This is a genomic window from uncultured Salinicola sp., from assembly GCF_937921195.1.
GTDB lineage: Bacteria > Pseudomonadota > Gammaproteobacteria > Pseudomonadales > Halomonadaceae > Salinicola.
This window is the reverse complement of sequence record NZ_CALFQK010000112.1, coordinates 19,061-34,650: the sequence shown is the minus strand read 5'-3', so window position 1 is coordinate 34,650 and position 15,590 is coordinate 19,061. Positions and strand designations below refer to the sequence as shown.

At 65.8% G+C, this 15,590-nt stretch carries 14 protein-coding genes and 1 tRNA gene; 7 read left to right on the top strand and 8 right to left on the bottom strand.

All coding sequences use genetic code 11. From position 1 onward, the window contains the following. From murJ to rplU, 6 genes are all read right to left on the bottom strand, one after another. On the bottom strand, positions 1–1,158 hold a 1,158-nt coding region (gene murJ, locus Q0602_RS12880; protein ID WP_298843894.1), incomplete at its 3' end, for a murein biosynthesis integral membrane protein MurJ. 251 nt (positions 1,159–1,409) lie between these two features. Beyond that, the gene (gene rpsT / locus Q0602_RS12875; protein WP_295036667.1) at positions 1,410–1,676 is read right to left on the bottom strand and encodes a 30S ribosomal protein S20; all 267 of its coding nucleotides are present in this window, start codon (positions 1,674–1,676) and stop codon (positions 1,410–1,412) included. A gap of 245 nt (positions 1,677–1,921) precedes the next feature. Further along, a complete protein-coding gene (gene proB, locus Q0602_RS12870) occupies positions 1,922–3,058 on the bottom strand; it encodes a glutamate 5-kinase (protein WP_298843891.1) in 1,137 nt (378 codons plus the stop codon). A gap of 38 nt (positions 3,059–3,096) precedes the next feature. Next, positions 3,097–4,293 carry a GTPase ObgE gene (obgE, locus tag Q0602_RS12865; RefSeq protein ID WP_298843889.1) on the bottom strand — a complete coding sequence of 399 codons (1,197 nt, stop codon included), beginning with the start codon at positions 4,291–4,293 and terminating at the stop codon, positions 3,097–3,099. 108 nt (positions 4,294–4,401) lie between these two features. Further along, a complete protein-coding gene (gene rpmA / locus Q0602_RS12860; protein WP_110603387.1) occupies positions 4,402–4,659 on the bottom strand; it encodes a 50S ribosomal protein L27 in 258 nt (85 codons plus the stop codon). Positions 4,660–4,691: 32 nt separating this feature from the next. Further along, entirely contained in the window at positions 4,692–5,003 is a 312-nt protein-coding gene (gene rplU, locus Q0602_RS12855; protein WP_071230753.1) for a 50S ribosomal protein L21, read from the bottom strand. A 345-nt stretch (positions 5,004–5,348) separates the two neighbouring features. Here rplU and ispB point away from each other — a divergent pair, with 345 nt between their 5' ends. The 4 genes from ispB (at position 5,349) to Q0602_RS12835 (ending at position 8,182) form a co-directional block, all read left to right on the top strand. Next, entirely contained in the window at positions 5,349–6,323 is a 975-nt protein-coding gene (ispB, locus tag Q0602_RS12850) for an octaprenyl diphosphate synthase (RefSeq protein WP_298843886.1), read from the top strand. 92 nt (positions 6,324–6,415) lie between these two features. After that, a tRNA-Pro gene (locus Q0602_RS12845) sits at positions 6,416–6,492 on the top strand. A gap of 374 nt (positions 6,493–6,866) precedes the next feature. Next, positions 6,867–7,208, top strand: a complete 342-nt coding sequence (locus tag Q0602_RS12840) for a hypothetical protein (protein ID WP_295036659.1) — start codon at positions 6,867–6,869, stop codon at positions 7,206–7,208. Between the two features lie 224 nt (positions 7,209–7,432). Further along, entirely contained in the window at positions 7,433–8,182 is a 750-nt protein-coding gene (locus Q0602_RS12835; RefSeq protein WP_298843883.1) for a hypothetical protein, read from the top strand. Between the two features lie 48 nt (positions 8,183–8,230). Here the strand turns inward: Q0602_RS12835 and Q0602_RS12830 are convergent, their stop codons facing one another. Beyond that, on the bottom strand, positions 8,231–8,458 hold the full coding sequence (locus tag Q0602_RS12830; protein WP_295036657.1) for a hypothetical protein: 228 nt from the start codon (positions 8,456–8,458) through the stop codon (positions 8,231–8,233). Between the two features lie 153 nt (positions 8,459–8,611). On the opposite strand from Q0602_RS12830, the gene rapA reads away from it, so the two are divergent. Continuing rightward, complete coding sequence (gene rapA, locus Q0602_RS12825; protein ID WP_298843878.1) at positions 8,612–11,563, top strand: RNA polymerase-associated protein RapA; 2,952 nt, start codon at positions 8,612–8,614, stop codon at positions 11,561–11,563. Positions 11,564–11,609: 46 nt separating this feature from the next. Here rapA and Q0602_RS12820 read toward each other — a convergent pair whose 3' ends face one another. Further along, positions 11,610–12,515 (bottom strand): TIGR01777 family oxidoreductase, encoded by a 906-nt coding sequence (locus Q0602_RS12820; RefSeq protein ID WP_298843875.1) that lies wholly within the window; start codon positions 12,513–12,515, stop codon positions 11,610–11,612. Between the two features lie 601 nt (positions 12,516–13,116). Between Q0602_RS12820 and Q0602_RS12815 the strand changes: the two genes are divergently transcribed. Further along, positions 13,117–14,034 (top strand): MerR family transcriptional regulator, encoded by a 918-nt coding sequence (locus tag Q0602_RS12815; protein WP_295036652.1) that lies wholly within the window; start codon positions 13,117–13,119, stop codon positions 14,032–14,034. A 105-nt stretch (positions 14,035–14,139) separates the two neighbouring features. Next, complete coding sequence (phrB, locus tag Q0602_RS12810; protein WP_298843871.1) at positions 14,140–15,576, top strand: deoxyribodipyrimidine photo-lyase; 1,437 nt, start codon at positions 14,140–14,142, stop codon at positions 15,574–15,576. Positions 15,577–15,590: the final 14 nt, after the last annotated feature.

Here is a 15,590-nt window from a genome sequence, read left to right as displayed (position 1 = left end):
GCTGCGCGCGGCCATGACCACATCGTGGTCGGTCATCGCGCCGTAGTGGAACAGGCTGACCAGCAGCGGTTCGGCCAGCAGTATCAGCGCCAGCGCGGCCGGCAGCCCGATCAGCAGCACCATCCGCAACGCCCAGTCCAGCATGCGCGCGAAATGTTCCCGGGATTCGTCGGCATGGCGCTTGGAGAGCGCCGGCAGAATCACCGTGGCGATGGCGATCCCGAACACCCCCAGCGGTAACTCCACCAGCCGATCGGAGTAGTAGAGCCAGGAGACACTGCCGGAAACCAGGAACGATGCCAGCACCGTATCCAGCAGCAGGTTGATCTGCGAGACGGAGACCCCGAACAGCGCCGGGGTCATCAAGCGCAGAATGCGCCGGACGCCGGGATGCCTGAACCGCGCTCGCGGACGCGGCATCAGCCCCAGCCGGGCCAGAAACGGAAGCTGGAACAGCAGCTGGGCCGCACCGGCGATCAGCACCCCCCAGGCCAGCCCCATGGCCGGATCGTCCATCCAGGGAGTCAGCCACAGCGCCGCACCGATCATGCAGACGTTGAGCAGCACCGGCGTAAAAGCGGGTATCGCGAAGCGTTCCCAGGTGTTGAGCACGCTGCCGGCAAAGGCCGTCAGCGAGATCAGCAATAGATAGGGAAAGGTCAATCGCAGCATGTCGGCGGTCAGGGCCAGCTTGCCGGGATCCGCCTTGAAGCCGGGAGCGAAGAGCCATACCAGCCATGGCGCGGCGGCGATGGCCAGCGCGGTGATCAGCGCCAGTACCACGCTGAGGCTGCCGGAGACGGCGTCGAGCAGCTCGCGAACCTCGGCCCGGGTGCGCCGGGTGGCGTACTCCGAGAGCACCGGTACGAAAGCCTGGTTGAATGCCCCTTCTGCGAACAGGCGGCGCATGAAGTTGGGAATCTTGAACGCCACGAAAAACGCGTCCGCACCGCTACCGGCGCCCAGCAGCGCGGCGATCACCACATCTCTCGCCAGGCCGAGCACGCGTGACAGCAGCGTCATCGTGCTGACGACCATGCCGGAGCGCAGCAGGCCGCAGCGCGAAACCGGGGTCGCGGTCCCCGCCTCCACCGCCTCCACCGCGTCGGCCGCCGTCGCCTTGTCCGCCGTCTCTTCCGCAGGTCCGTGTTCGCTCATGACGCGCCGTCACTCACTCCAGGAAATCTCTCATCGCGCGCTTCGCTGCCCCTGTGGCGATCTCGAGTCGGTGCTCTCGAGACCCTGGCTTCGGTGCCGCGACCTCGACGCCCGTGTCACGAAAGGCGGCCACAAGAAATCGCCGGGAGCGATTTCTGGCGTCGCGCAGCGAGGGCCAGCAGGGTGGCCGCCATGGATGGCAGGCCACAAAAAAACCGGCCGAAGCCGGTTTTTCGTCAAGCGCGTCCGGCTCAGGCAGCCAGCGCCTTAATTCGCTTGTTCAGGCGACTCTTGATGCGCGCGGCCTTCTTCTTGGACAGGGCGTCCTTGTCGGCGATGCGATCGATGACCGGCTGAGCGGCCTTGAACTCGGTGTTCGCCTGCGCCTGATCGCCAGACTGGATAGCCTTGATCACACGCTTGATATAGGTACGCACCATGGAACGCTGACTAGCGTTGAGCTTGCGGCGGTCTTCCGCCTGACGTGCGCGCTTGCGCGCCTGCTTGGTATTCGCCACCGTCGACTCCTTGGAGATGTTGACAGTCAATTCTGTAAGTTAAATCACCCAGGACAGCCTCGAAACCGCTTCAGGCAACCCTGAATGATTCGGCCGAATGTTCGATGGCCCCCAAATCGGGAAGCGTCTCGGAGCCATCTTAGACTGCGATTCAGGCAGTCTTAACGGGCCATGTCTGAGAGGATGCGGGATTCTATCACAGGGCCCATGGGGTATCCAGCAGCAACTGACAATTCCGGATCGTTTCAGATCACCACCAGATTGTCGCGGTGAATCAACTCCGGCGCTTCCATGTAGCCCAGGATCTCGGCGATGCGCCGGCTGGGTTGTCCCACGAGCCGAGCAGCGTCGGCGCTCGAGTAATTGACCAACCCCTTGGCCACTCGCACGCCTCGCTCGTCGACACACACCACCATGTCTCCGCGTCGAAAGGCGCCCTCCACCTGCTTGACCCCCACCGGCAACAGGCTCGATCCCTGGCCACGCAGCACCTTGACCGCACCGGCATCCAGGGTCAACGTGCCGCGCACCTGCAGCTGTCCGGCAAGCCAGCGCTTGCGAGCCGCCAGCGGCGCGTGATCTGGGTAGAGCAGTGTTCCCAGCGACGCGCCCTCGAGCAGCCGGGTCAGCACCGCCGACTGGCGCCCGCTGGCGATCGCGGTGACCGCGCCTGACCGCGCCGCCAGACGTGCCGCCCGCAACTTGGTCGCCATGCCGCCTCGGCCCAGCAGACCCCCGCCACCGGCGACCGCATCGAGGCCGGGATCGTCCGCCCGGGCCTCGTCGATCAGCCTGGCATCGGCGTTGTGACGCGGATCGGCGTCGAACAGCCCCTCCTGGTCGGTGAGAATCAGCAGCGCATCGGCCTCGAGCAGGTTGGCGACGAGCGCGCCCAGGGTGTCGTTGTCACCGAAGCGGATCTCGTCGGTGACGACGGTATCGTTCTCGTTGATCACCGGGATCACGTCGAGCTGCACCAGGGTACGCAGGGCGGAGCGCGCATTCAGATAGCGCTTGCGATTGGAGAGATCGTCGTGGGTCAGCAGCACCTGGGCACTGCGCAGGCCATGGCGGGCGAAATGCGTTTCGTAGCACCGGGACAGCCCGCTCTGGCCGACGGCAGCGGCAGCCTGCAGCTCGTGCACGGAGGTCGGCCGCACGTGCCAGCCCAGCCTGACCATGCCCTCGGCGATGGAGCCGGAGGAGACCAGCACCACCTCGACGCCGCGACGATGCAGCTCCGCCATCTGGTCGACCCAGCCACCGATGGCCGCGTCGTCGAGCCCGCGCCCATCGTTGGTCAGCAGCGCGCTGCCGATCTTGACCACGACCCGCTTCGCGCCTTCGAGGACACCGCGCCCCATACGTTCATCCGTCGCCATCTCACTCTCCGCCCGACATGCCCCGACCCACGGTTGGCTCAACGCGTGTATTCCACCTCGACGTCATGATCGTCGTCGTCGTCATCGTCGAACTCCTCGACGACTTCGCCACGCTTGACCCGCAGACGGGTCTGGTGCGCTTCCACCCGCTCCACCGATTCGGCCTCCATGCGCCGGCGCATCTCGCGCTCGCGCTCCGCGGCCTCTTCGTCGTCGTTCTCCAGCTGCCGCTGCTCGGTGAGCCAGCGGTGCGCCGCCTGAACCAGTTCGCCAGTGCCGTCGCTGGAGATCGCCGAAATCCGGAACACCGGCCCCTGCCAGTCGAGCCGCGAGACGATATCCGCCACCCGCGCTTCACACTCCTCCGCCGGCAGCAGATCGAGCTTGTTGACCACCAGCCAGCGCGGCAGCTCCGCCAGCGTTGGCGAGAACTGCGACAGCTCCCGGGCGATCGCCTCGACCGCCGCAACCGGATCGGACTCGTCGAACGGTGCGGCATCGACCACATGCAGCAGCAGCCGCGTGCGGGTGAGGTGCTTGAGAAAGCGCAGCCCGAGCCCGGCGCCATCCGAGGCCCCTTCGATCAGCCCGGGGACGTCCGCCATCACGAAGTGCTCGTGCGTGCCGAGCTTGACCACCCCCAGGTTGGGCACCAGCGTGGTGAAGGGGTAGTTGGCCACCTTCGGCTTGGCCGCGGAGACCGCCCGGATCAAGGTGGACTTGCCGGCGTTGGGCATGCCCAGCAGGCCCACGTCGGCCATCACCTTCATCTCCAGGCGCAGCTTGCGCCGCTCGCCGTCGGTGCCGGGCGTGGTCCGGCGCGGCGAGCGATTGGTCGAGGACTTGAAATGAATGTTGCCAAGTCCACGACGCCCGCCCTGTGCCACCAGCACCACCTGGCCCTCGGCGGTGACGTCGGCAATCACCTCGAGGGTGTCCTCGTCGATCACCGTGGTGCCCACCGGCACCTTGACGTGGAGGTCGTCGCCGGCCTTGCCGCTCATCTGGCGACCCTGCCCCTGCTGGCCGCTCTGCGCCTTGTAGAAGCGCTGGAACTTGAAGTCGATCAGGGTATTCAGCGACTCGTCGCCGATCAGGTAGACATTGCCGCCATGGCCGCCGTCACCGCCATCGGGGCCGCCCTTGGGCACATACTTTTCGCGCCGGAAGCTAAGGCAGCCGTTACCGCCCCTGCCGGCTTCGACGGTGATCGAGGTTTCATCGACGAACTGCATGTCACTCTCCCGGCGGCGAGCGCCGCACGCGTGGATACCGCATGATATTGCCGCAACAACGAAAAAGCCCCGCCTGAGCGGGGCTTTTCATACAAGGTCCGTGACGTCTCAGGCGGAGACTACACTCACGAACTTGCGGTTTCTCGGGCCTTTCTGCTCGAACTTGATGACGCCGTCATTCAGTGCGAACAGCGTGTGGTCCTTGCCGATACCCACACCGCTACCCGGATGGAACTTGGTGCCGCGCTGACGGACGATGATGTTGCCGGCCGTAGCCTTCTGTCCACCGTACAGCTTGACACCCAGGCGTTTGGATTCGGAATCGCGACCGTTGCGCGTACTACCGGCGGCCTTCTTATGAGCCATGGCGAATACCTCTCTCTGGGGGAATGTCCCGCTTAAGCGGAGATTCCGGTGATCTTGACTTCAGTGAACCACTGGCGGTGGCCCTGACGCTTCATGTGATGCTTGCGGCGGCGGAACTTGATGATCTGCACCTTGTCGCCGCGGCCGTGAGAAACGATCTCAGCGGACACCTTGGCGCCGCCGACCAACGGAGCGCCGACCTTGATGTCGTCACCGTCGGCGACCAGCAGGACCTGGTCGAATTCCAGGGTCTCGCCGGTCGGCACTTCCAGCTTCTCGAGCTTGAGTGTCTGACCTTCCTGCACGCGGTATTGCTTACCGCCACTCTTGATAACAGCGTACATAACTCTTTCTCCAGGGCTTTTGGAGCCTAAGCTCGTCGGCCAAGCTCATCGGTACGGATCGCTCTTTCATCGACCTGCGTCGAGTGGTGCCCCTTCCGGCAACCATCTGACAGGGAGCATGATGAGTTGGGCGGCGGATTATAACGATTGCAGCCAAACCAGGCAAGCCTTTGCGGTACCGACGCGCTACTGACATCCACCGATGCCGGCGCCGGCGCGAAACGCGGGTCCGTCGCCGCGCCTCGTCGGTTGACGCACCTGTAGGCGCCACCTAGCATACCCCCTCACATCGCCTCTCTCGGCCCGACTCAGAGCGGCCCCACCCGATTCATTGACAAGCCGACCATGCAATCCAACGCTGCATCCATCCATGCATCGGTGGCTGAGGACTTCGCCGCCGTCAATCGTACGATTCTCGATCAGTTGGCGTCGCGAATCCCGCTGGTCGAGACCATCGGCCAGTACATCATCGAGAGTGGCGGCAAGCGGCTGCGCCCGTTACTGGTGCTCCTGGCAGCGCGCGCGCTGGACTACCCCGGTGACAAGCACATCACCCTGGCGACCCTGATCGAGTTCATGCACACCTCCACGCTGCTGCACGACGACGTCGTCGACGAGTCCAGCCGGCGGCGCGGCAAGGCTACCGCCAACGACACCTGGGGCAATGCGCCGTCGGTGCTGGTCGGCGACTTTCTCTACTCGCGCTCGTTCCAGATGATGGTCGAGGTCGGGTCGATGCGGATCATGCAGGTACTCTCCAGCGCCACCTGCGTGATCGCCGAGGGCGAAGTCCAGCAGTTGACCAATATCGGCAATGCCGACATCGAGGAGTCGGATTACTTCGATACCATTCAGGGCAAGACGGCCATGCTGTTCGAGGCGGCTTCCCACAGCGGCGCCATTCTCGCCGACGCCAATGCCGAGCAGGAGCAGGCGCTGCAGCTCTACGGCCGTTACCTGGGGCTCGCGTTCCAACTGGTCGACGACCTGCTCGACTACCAGGGTGACGCCGACACCATGGGCAAGAACGTGGGCGACGATCTCGCCGAGGGCAAACCGACGTTGCCGCTGATCCACGCCATGCGCGAAGGGACGCAGGAGCAGTCCGAGCTGATCCGCCAGGCGATCACCGACGGAGGCCTGGAACGGCTGGCGGACGTGCTGGCGATCGTGCGCGAAACCGGCGCTCTCGACTACACCCAGCGTCGCGCCGAGGAGATGGCCGAGAAGGCCCGTGCACAGCTGGAGATCCTGCCGCCAAGCCCTTATCGCGACAGCATGGAAACACTGACGCGGGTGGCCGTCGAGCGTGACGTCTAAAAGGCAGCACGATCGGGGTTGCACCACGCCCTTCGATGAGTATAATTCACCTCCGTCGAACAGCCCCAAACGGCACGAATCGACGATTTGATCGGAATATAGCTCAGCTTGGTAGAGCGCTGCCTTCGGGAGGCAGAGGTCGTAGGTTCGAATCCTGCTATTCCGACCACCGTATTGCGAAACGCCCGTTCAGGCCCTGCCTGGCGGGCGTTTTTACGTCTGGCCCGGCGTGGCCGTCCAGCCTCGACCGCAACGCTCCGCGCAGCGCCTCTTGCGCCCCGGCCGCGTCTCGCGCGGAAGCGCTCGACCGCCGGCCCCACCTAAGAAGCATGGGCAAGCGTGGCCACACTCCCTAAAGTGGTACAGGAGAGGGATAGAGGAAGCTCTCCGGAAGGCCTCGGGGAACCCCAGCCTGGACAGGGTGGCGCCGAGTCGAACACGCCTGCGCCTTGCGGAGACGTCGCTCGGGCCGAATCCCGCCTCTCGCCACCAGCGCTTGCCAGGGACCTGTCCGCTACAGGCATGCCCGCCAGGAGAATTCTCATGTTCACATGGCTTCGCACCACCACCATCACGCTCTGTCTTGCCTTGGCCAGCGTCGCCCAGGCCAGCGCACAGGAGAGCGAGCCACCGCCCCCCTGGCCGGCGAAAGCCATCGAGGCGTCCCAGGCCCAGTGCCGCGCCAATATCACCGCCAGTGGCATCGAAGGGCCCAAGGTCGAGCGCTACTGCGAATGCGCCACCAAGGCCCTGCAGGCGCGTTTTTCCGCCGCCGAGGTCCGCAAGATGCAACGCGACTACGATCCAGGCGATCGCGAAGACAGCCGCCCCCCAGAGCTCGACAAGACCCTCGACCAGTGCTCGCCGGTCCTCGAGTCCCAGTAAACGCCGCCTTTGTTCACCTCCCGCATCCGCGATGCGATTGCTGCAGCCAGAGGAGCGAGCCTCGCGGGCCCACCCGAGCCGCCAGCGTGCTATCGGGCGTCGCTTGGGCGGCGATGCCCCCACGGGCGCGGGTGCTTGACAATTCCTCGCGATCGACTGAACTCCAGATAGCGGCTTTCTCAGAAAACTTAGCCGCCCCACGATTCGCAAGGAGAAGGATTCTCATGCCAGCCATCACCGCAACTCGCGCGCTTCGCATGGCGTTGTTCGGCCTGACCGTCGGCTGTTTCGCCGCCAGCGCCCTGGCGGCACAGAACATCCCCAACAACCTGCGCGGCACCATTACCGCCGTCAGCGACGACGGCATCACCGTCGAGTCCATCACCGACGGCAGCAGCCACCGGGTGACCATCGGCGATGACACCCGACTCGCCGCCGTCAGCAAGAGCAGCCTCGACGAAATAGAAGAAGGAACGTTCATCGGCACCGCCAACCTGCCCGGCGAGGACGGGCAGCCGGCGAAAGCGCTGGAGATGGTGATCTTCCCGGAATCGATGAAAGGCACCGGTGAAGGCGACTACCCCTGGGATATGCCGCGTGGCGCCACCGAGGGGGGATTCGGCGGTGAAAAACTGGGCGGCAGCGGCAGTGGCTCGACCATGACCAATGGTACCGTCAGTGCCACCGACGGCGGTGGCGAGATGGGCGGCGCCCCCGGCGGCTCGACCATGACCAACGGCACCGTGAACCGTGCCGCCGACGAAGACGGCATGATGACGCTGACCGTCGACTACGGCGATGGCAGCAAGCAGATTCTCGTGCCGAGCGATGTGCCCACCGTGAAGGTCAGCAAGGGCTCCATGGACGATCTCGAGCAGGGTGCGGCGGTCTTCGTCGCCGGAGACATCACCCAGGATCCGATCGAGGCCAAGGCGGTGATCGTCGGGCTCGACGGTACCGTGCCCCCGATGTGAACCACTGCCGCAGCCGGCCACGCCCCGCTGGCCGCTGACGAGACTCGCTCAGCCGTCGTCGCGCACCTCCTGCCGGCGACGCTCCCTGTTGCGCCGATAGCGCCGGACCAGCGCCAGCCAGCCGGCGGCAGCCAGCATCGCGGCAAGCGTCGCGCCCTGCCACGGTCTCGCGGCATCCCCCAGCACGGTCTCCAGCGTGATGATCAGGATGAACCCCGCCGCCTGGCTGGCGATCGCGATGCGCCGCAGGCCATCTCTTTGCCTTGTCCCCGCCATGCCCCCTCCTCGAGCCCTGGATGGACGCCGGCGCAGTGTAACGCCGTTGACCGGGCATGCCGAATCCTTCAATGCTTAAGGCCGACCCCGGTTTAGGCTAGAATGCGTCGCCCATTCGATCCGTTCCCGCAGCGTACACACGACCGAGGCACCATGAGCGATTTCTCTCCCGGCCAGCGTTGGATCAGCGACGGCGAAACCGAGCTCGGGCTCGGCACCATCCTCACCGTCGATGCACGCAGCGTTACCGTGCTGTTCACCGCCAGTCAGGAAACCCGCACCTATAGCGCCCGCCAGGCCCCATTGACCCGGGTGGTGTTCGGGCCCGGCGATCGCATCGATACCGCCGACGGCGGCCAACTGACCGTCGAGCGCATCGAGGAACGCGATGGGTGCGTGATCTATCATGGCCGGACCGACGACGGCGCGGCCGTGTCGCTCAGCGAAGCCAAGCTCTCCGACAGCATGCGTTTCCACCAGGCGCAGGACCGCCTGCTGACCGGACAGGTCGATCGCAACGACTGGTTCGAATTGCGCTACCGCTCGCTGCATCACCACCAGCGTATCGCCCGCAGTCCGGCGCTGGGGCTCGCGGGACCCCGTATCGATCTGATCCCGCACCAGCTGTACATCGCCGACGAGGTGTCACGGCGTCACGCGCCCCGCGTGCTGCTTGCCGACGAAGTCGGGCTGGGCAAGACCATCGAAGCCGGGCTGATCCTGCATCGCCTGCTGTTGACCGGACGCGTCGACCGCGCCCTGATCCTGGTGCCCTCCAGCCTGACCCATCAGTGGCTGATCGAACTGCTGCGCCGCTTCTCGCTTTCGGTCACCCTGCTGGACGAGGCCCAGAGCGAGGCATTCGACGAAGAGAACCCCTTCGAGAGCGGCCAGTGCATCCTGGCCAGCCAGGAGTGGCTATTCGCCAATCCCCATCGTCAGCGCCAGATCGAGGCGTGCCAGTGGGACCTGCTGATCGTCGACGAGGCACACCACCTCGACTGGTCGCCGCAGGCCGAGGGACCGGGCTATGCCTGCATCGAGAGACTCTCGGCGCGTATCGCGGGCCTGCTGCTGTTGACCGCGACGCCGGAGCAGATGGGACTGGAGAGCCATTTTGCCCGACTGCGCCTGCTCGACCCCGATCGCTACCACGACCTGGAGCGCTTTCGTGAAGAGGAGGCCGGCTACGCGGCCGTGGCGGCGGCGATCGAGGCGCTCGAGCGGCTGCCGGGCAACGCCGCCGACCGCGACCGCATCGGCGCCATCATCGATGACGGCGACAGTCGCGCGCTGCTCGAGACGCTGCTGGACAGCGAGAGCGATACCGGCCAGCGGGAGAGCGCGCGCCGCCAGCTGCGCGAACAGTTGCTGGACCGCCATGGCACCGGCCGCGTCATGTTCCGTAACAGCCGGCGCCATGTCGGGGGATTTCCCGAGCGCCACCTCCACGTCGCCTCGTTGTCGATGCCATCGGCCTATCGCGACCAGTTCCAGGAGCTGCGCGAGGGCAACGACCACTTTGCCGCCCGGCTGACCGCTGCCGACCTGAGTACGCACGAGGCTCGCCTCTATCCCGAAGCGGCCTACCGCGCCCTGCACGATGATGCGAACCACGATGAGGTCCAGTGGTGGCGATTCGATCCCCGGGTCGAATGGCTGATCGGCCAGCTCGAGACCCTGGGCAGCCAGCAGAAGGTCCTGGTGATCGCCCATCGGCGCCAGACCGCCGTGGATCTGGCCGAGGCGATGCGCGTGCGCGCCGGCGTCCAGGCACCGGTCTTCCATGAAGAGATGAGCCTGGTCGAGCGCGATCGCGCCGCCGCCGCCTTCGCCGACGACGATAGCGGCTGCCAGTTGCTGATCTGCTCCGAGATCGGTTCCGAGGGGCGCAACTTCCAGTTCTGCCATCACCTGGTGATGTTCGACCTGCCGTGGCATCCCGATCTGCTGGAGCAGCGCATCGGACGACTCGACCGCATCGGCCAGCTGCACCCCATCGACATTCACGTCCCGGTGATCGAAGGCAGCCCCAGCGAAGCACTGCTGCGCTGGTATCGGGATGGTCTCGCCGCATTCGAGGCCCCGCACGCGGCGGGGGGCGACGTGCTCGAGGCTTTCGGCGACGCCTTGCGCGAGAGCCTCGACGACGGTGATGAGGACAGTGGCGGCCTGGACGCCCTGATCGAGGAGACCCGCACCTTCAACGACGCCCGCCTCGCCGAACGCGAAGCCGGTCGCAACCGGCTACTGGAGTGGAATGCGTGCCGCCCCGAGCGCGCCGATGCGGTGATCAGCACGGTGGTGGAGCAGGACAACGACAGCGCCCTGCCACGCTACGTCGATCAGGCGCTGGACGTCTTCGGCGTCGACAGCCGGGATCTCGGCAACGGGCTGATGCATCTCACGCCGGGCGCCCACATGATCGACAGCCTTCCCGGCCTGGCCCAGGGCGACGAGGGGTTCACCGTCACCTACTCGCGCGCAAGGGCGCTGGCACGCGACGACATCCAGCGTCTCTCCTGGGAACACCCGCTGGTGATGACCGTGATGGAGCGCGTGCTCGACTCCAGCCTCGGCAACACCGCGCTCGCCCTGCTCAAGCATCCCAGCATTCCCGGCGGCAGATTGATGCTCGAGCTGATCTACCGCACCCACTGCCCGGCTCCGCGCCGACTGCAGCTGGGACGCTTCCTGCCGGACACGGGTATTCGCGTCCTGCTCGACGAGAGCGGCGCCAACCTGTCGGACAAGGTCACGTTCAGCGGACTCTCCCGCAACCTTCAGCGGGTCAAGAAAGGCGTTGCCAGGGAACTGCTGAAGTCGCGTCACGACCAGTTGCGCAAGCTGCTGGTGGAAGGCGAGCGGGAGGCACAACGCGAACTGCCGACGCTGGTCGAGCGCGCGCAGCGAGAGATGCGGGAAACGCTGGACCTGGAACTCTCGCGGCTCAAGGCGTTATCGCGACACAACGGCGCCATTCGCGACGACGAAATGCGAGCGATGAGCGACGAGCGCCAAGCCCTCGATAGCGTCATCGAGAGCGCGTCGCTGCGTCTCGACGCGGTGCGGGTGATCGTCACCGTCGACAAGGACGCGCGATAGGCCCCGCCGAAGCTCTCTTGTCGAGGCGGCAATCGCCGCCCGCGGGTCAGCGTGAAACGATTGCCGCCAGCGCCTCGTCCAGGGTGGGGTAGCGGAAGGTGAAGCCGGCCTCCTGCAGCCGTTGCGGCCGCATGCGGGCGCCGGTCAGCAGCAGACGCGACATCTCTCCCAGCCCGAGCTTCAGCACCGGGGCGGGCACGCAGAGCGCCGTGGGACGATGCAGATGACGTCCCATGGCACGGGTGAACTCGGCATTGGTCACCGGATTGGGCGCCGAGCCGTTGAAAGCCCCGCTCAACGAGGATTCCGCGAGCAGGAACTCGATCGCGCCGACCAGGTCCTCACGATGGATCCACGGCATGTACTGTCGCCCGTCGCCAAGACGCCCCCCCAACCCCAACTTGAACGCCGGCATCAGCTTGGCCAGCGTGCCGCCGCCGGCATCCAGCACCAGCCCGGTGCGCAGGCAGGCGACTCTCACCCCGAACGCTTCGGCCTTGACGGCTTCCGCTTCCCAGGCCCGACACAGCCGATGGGCGAATTCATCGTGCGGCGGCGTCTCCTCGGTCACCTCGCGGTCGCCCTGATCGCCGTAGAATCCCATGGCCGAACCGGAGACGAGCACCTCAGGCGCCCGACCCTGCTGCGCCAGCTGCTCGCAAAGTGCGACGACATCCCGCGTTGCGTGACGTCGTGACTCGACCAGCCGGGTCTTCTGCGGATCGCTCCAGCGCCGGTCGGCGATCGGCTCGCCGGCCAGGTTGACGATGGCCTCGGGCGGGGTCGACGCGAAATCCGTGGCATCGTCGCCGATGCGGACGTCATGGGGAAGGCGCCGGCGAGCCCGCTCGGGGTCTCGGGAAATCACCATCACCTCGTGGCCGGCCGCCAGTGCCCGCTCGATCAACCGTCGCCCGACGAAGCCCGTGCCGCCAGTGATCAATAAACGCATGGCCGTTACTCCCGATCGTATCGGTGTTGTACAATATTCACAGGTTAGCACCCCCAACGCCTGCACGCGCCCATCGGTGTCAACCCGATCGTCCGGGAGCCAGCATGACCCGATCGGCCATGAGCCTCATGGGATTCGGTTGCAGCGATGCCCGGTGACGGCAGCCCAAGGTATCGCCCGGTTCGAGATCCTCGCTCTCGTCTCCACCACGGACGGGCATACGGCATTGGTCGAGGCACTCGCCGCCATGGTCGAGTCCCGACTGCAGGCGGGACGGGCTGCCATGTATTGCATTAATGTTGTACAAACCACTTGAACCGTACAATATATTCACCCATCCTTGGGCTATCGAGACTACATCCATCGTCTCGTCACGACTCGTCGAGGTCATCGACTGCGTGGCGACCGGCGCCCGACCCAGGTGGGGTGGCGGTGACAAGGCGTCAGGACTTTACCCGGCCGAACGCCATGGTGCGGCGGCGACAGATGATCGTAGCCGATGTCCTGAACCCTTCTGGCCCGCAGTAATGACTCGCTACATTGACATGGAACACCCCATTCGACGAGACGGCGCACGCAGAGACCTCGTGGGAGGACTTGCATGACTTACAAGGCAGTGGATTCCAGTGCCGCGCCGCTCTACCCGATTCGTGAAGTATCGCGACTCACTGGAGTCAATTCCGTCACATTGCGGGCCTGGGAGCGACGCTACGGCTTGATCCGCCCCCAGCGCACGCCGAAAGGCCACCGCCTCTACGGGCGCAACGACATCGAGCGCGTGGAGCGCATCCTGCAGTGGCTAAACCGGGGCGTCCCGGTCAGCCAGGTGCGCGAACTGCTCGACCAGCCGGAGACCGTCGAAACTCCCGCGCCCCAGATGGGGGACTGGGCCAGCCAGCGCCAGCACGTGATCCAGGCCGTGGAAGCGCTGGATACCGGGCGGCTCGAGGCGCTGTTCAACCAGAGCCTGTCGCTCTACCCGGTCGGGCTCTGTATCGCCGAGCTATGGCAGCCAGTGATCTCCCAACTGGAGGAGCGCTGGGGCGACCAATTCGGCGCGACACTTCAACGCCGGGTGCTGGAGTCGTTCCTGCGTACCCGTATCGGGACCCGGATCTACCACGCCAACCAGTTGAGCAACGCGGGGACCGTCCTGGTGGCGAGCCTGCCGGATGACAGCAGCGGATTCTGGTCCCTGCTGATGGGGCTGGCAGCCTCGGCCTCGGACTATCGGGTCCAGTTGATCGACGGGGAGGTGCCGTTGAGCGAGTTCCCGCTCGCCGTCGAACGCCTCGGTACACAGGCGCTGCTGCTCGCCAGCGGTCATGCCGAGCGCAGCGACGTCATCCGTCGCCAGCTCCCGCGCCTGGCGGAGCAGTGCGAAGCGCCGGTGTGCCTGGTGGGCCCCGTCGCCCGTATTCGCGCCAGCGACTTGGAGAACACCGCCGTCGCCGTGCTGGGAGAGGACATGAGCCAGGCGTTGAGCCGCATGCGAGCGATGATCGACGCAGGCATCTGAGTTCTGCGCCGACCGCGGCGGTGGCCGGCATGACGGGCGTGAAGCGCGGCAGCTCGCGGTGCAAGGATGCGCCGTCCATTTACCGGCAACAGGGAAGTAGTGCCCATGTCATCGACGCAACTGGTCTGGTTCCGCAACGACCTCAGGACCCTCGATCACTCCGCGTTGAGCGCGGCAGCCAGGAAGGGGCCGGTCGTCGGCATCTTCCTCGCCTGCAGGCGGCAGTGGCGAAGCCATGGGCATGGCGCCAACAAGATATCGTTCGTGCATCGTGGCGTCGTCGCGCTTCAGGACGAGTTGAAAGCGCTCAACATCCCACTGCTCTATCGCGACATCGACGATTTCGATGCGGCCCCCGGAACACTGCTGGAGGCGGCTCGTCGGCTCGACGCCCAGGCGCTCCATTTCAATCGCGAGTATCCCCTCGACGAGCAGCGGCGTGACGAGAAGGTGACCGACGAGTTCACGCGCGCGGGTCTCGCCGTCTTCGACTACACCGATCACATCGCCTTCGAGCCGGGCGAGCTGCTGACCGGGCAGGACGAGTACTACAAGGTCTTCACGCCGTTCTCCAGAGCCTGGCACCAACGCGTGGGCGCGGATCAACTGGCGTTGCGCGAAACGCCCCGGCGTCAGGCCAAGCTGGAAATCTCCAGCGACCGGATTCCGGCATTGCCGCGGCAGGACCGCTCCGATGTGGCCCCCCCCGCCCCCGCCGAGACGGAGGATCGCTCCTGGCCGGCAGGACAGGAAGCCGCCGCCGACCGGCTGGCCAATTTTCTGCAGCAGCGGGCGCGTCGCTACGCTGAAGATCGCGACTTTCCCGCCATCGCCGGCACCAGTGAGCTCTCCGCCTATCTCTCCACCGGAATGATCTCCCACCGCCAGTGCCTGCAGGCGGTGATGGCCAATAACGGCGGTCATCTGGCCGATGGCGACGCTGGCCTGGCGAGCTGGACCAACGAACTGGTCTGGCGCGAGTTCTACCAGCATATCGTCGTCGGCTTTCCCCGCGTCTGCCGCCACCGGCCCTTCAAACTCGAAACCGACAAGTTGAACTGGCGCTACAGCGACAAGGAGTTCGAGGCGTGGTGCGAAGGTCGTACCGGCTTCCCGCTGGTCGATGCCGCGATGCGGCAACTGGTCGCCACCGGCTGGATGCACAACCGGCTGCGCATGGTGACGGCGATGTTCCTGAGCAAGCACCTGCTGCTCGACTGGCGTCGTGGCGAGGCGTTCTTCATGGAGCATCTGGTGGACGGCGATTTCGCCTCCAACAACGGCGGCTGGCAGTGGGCCGCATCGACCGGTACCGATGCCTCGCCCTACTTTCGGATCTTCAACCCGACGACCCAGTCCCGGCGCTTCGACCCGGAGGCGACTTTCATCGCCCATTGGCTTCCGGAGCTGGCCGATCTGCCGGCCAAGGCCCGCCATGAACCCAGCGCGGAACAGCGCCACAAGACCGGCTATCCCCAGGCGATCGTCGATCACAAGCGCGCCAGAGAGCGGGCGCTCGAGGCGTTCAAGAACCTCGGCTGATACCGGCGACACGG

Excerpts from the sequence above, each read along its gene's own strand:
- rapA (WP_298843878.1), top strand. The coding sequence starts at position 8,612 with ATGAGCGATTTCTCTCCCGGCCAGCGTTGGATCAGCGACGGCGAAACC.
- Q0602_RS12830 (WP_295036657.1), bottom strand. The coding sequence starts at position 8,458 with ATGGCGGGGACAAGGCAAAGAGATGGCCTGCGGCGCATCGCGATCGCC.
- Q0602_RS12815 (WP_295036652.1), top strand. The coding sequence starts at position 13,117 with ATGACTTACAAGGCAGTGGATTCCAGTGCCGCGCCGCTCTACCCGATT.
- Q0602_RS12840 (WP_295036659.1), top strand. The coding sequence starts at position 6,867 with ATGTTCACATGGCTTCGCACCACCACCATCACGCTCTGTCTTGCCTTG.
- rplU (WP_071230753.1), bottom strand. The coding sequence starts at position 5,003 with ATGTACGCTGTTATCAAGAGTGGCGGTAAGCAATACCGCGTGCAGGAA.
- phrB (WP_298843871.1), top strand. The coding sequence starts at position 14,140 with ATGTCATCGACGCAACTGGTCTGGTTCCGCAACGACCTCAGGACCCTC.
- proB (WP_298843891.1), bottom strand. The coding sequence starts at position 3,058 with ATGGCGACGGATGAACGTATGGGGCGCGGTGTCCTCGAAGGCGCGAAG.
- ispB (WP_298843886.1), top strand. The coding sequence starts at position 5,349 with ATGCAATCCAACGCTGCATCCATCCATGCATCGGTGGCTGAGGACTTC.
- Q0602_RS12835 (WP_298843883.1), top strand. The coding sequence starts at position 7,433 with ATGCCAGCCATCACCGCAACTCGCGCGCTTCGCATGGCGTTGTTCGGC.
- Q0602_RS12820 (WP_298843875.1), bottom strand. The coding sequence starts at position 12,515 with ATGCGTTTATTGATCACTGGCGGCACGGGCTTCGTCGGGCGACGGTTG.
- rpmA (WP_110603387.1), bottom strand. The coding sequence starts at position 4,659 with ATGGCTCATAAGAAGGCCGCCGGTAGTACGCGCAACGGTCGCGATTCC.
- obgE (WP_298843889.1), bottom strand. The coding sequence starts at position 4,293 with ATGCAGTTCGTCGATGAAACCTCGATCACCGTCGAAGCCGGCAGGGGC.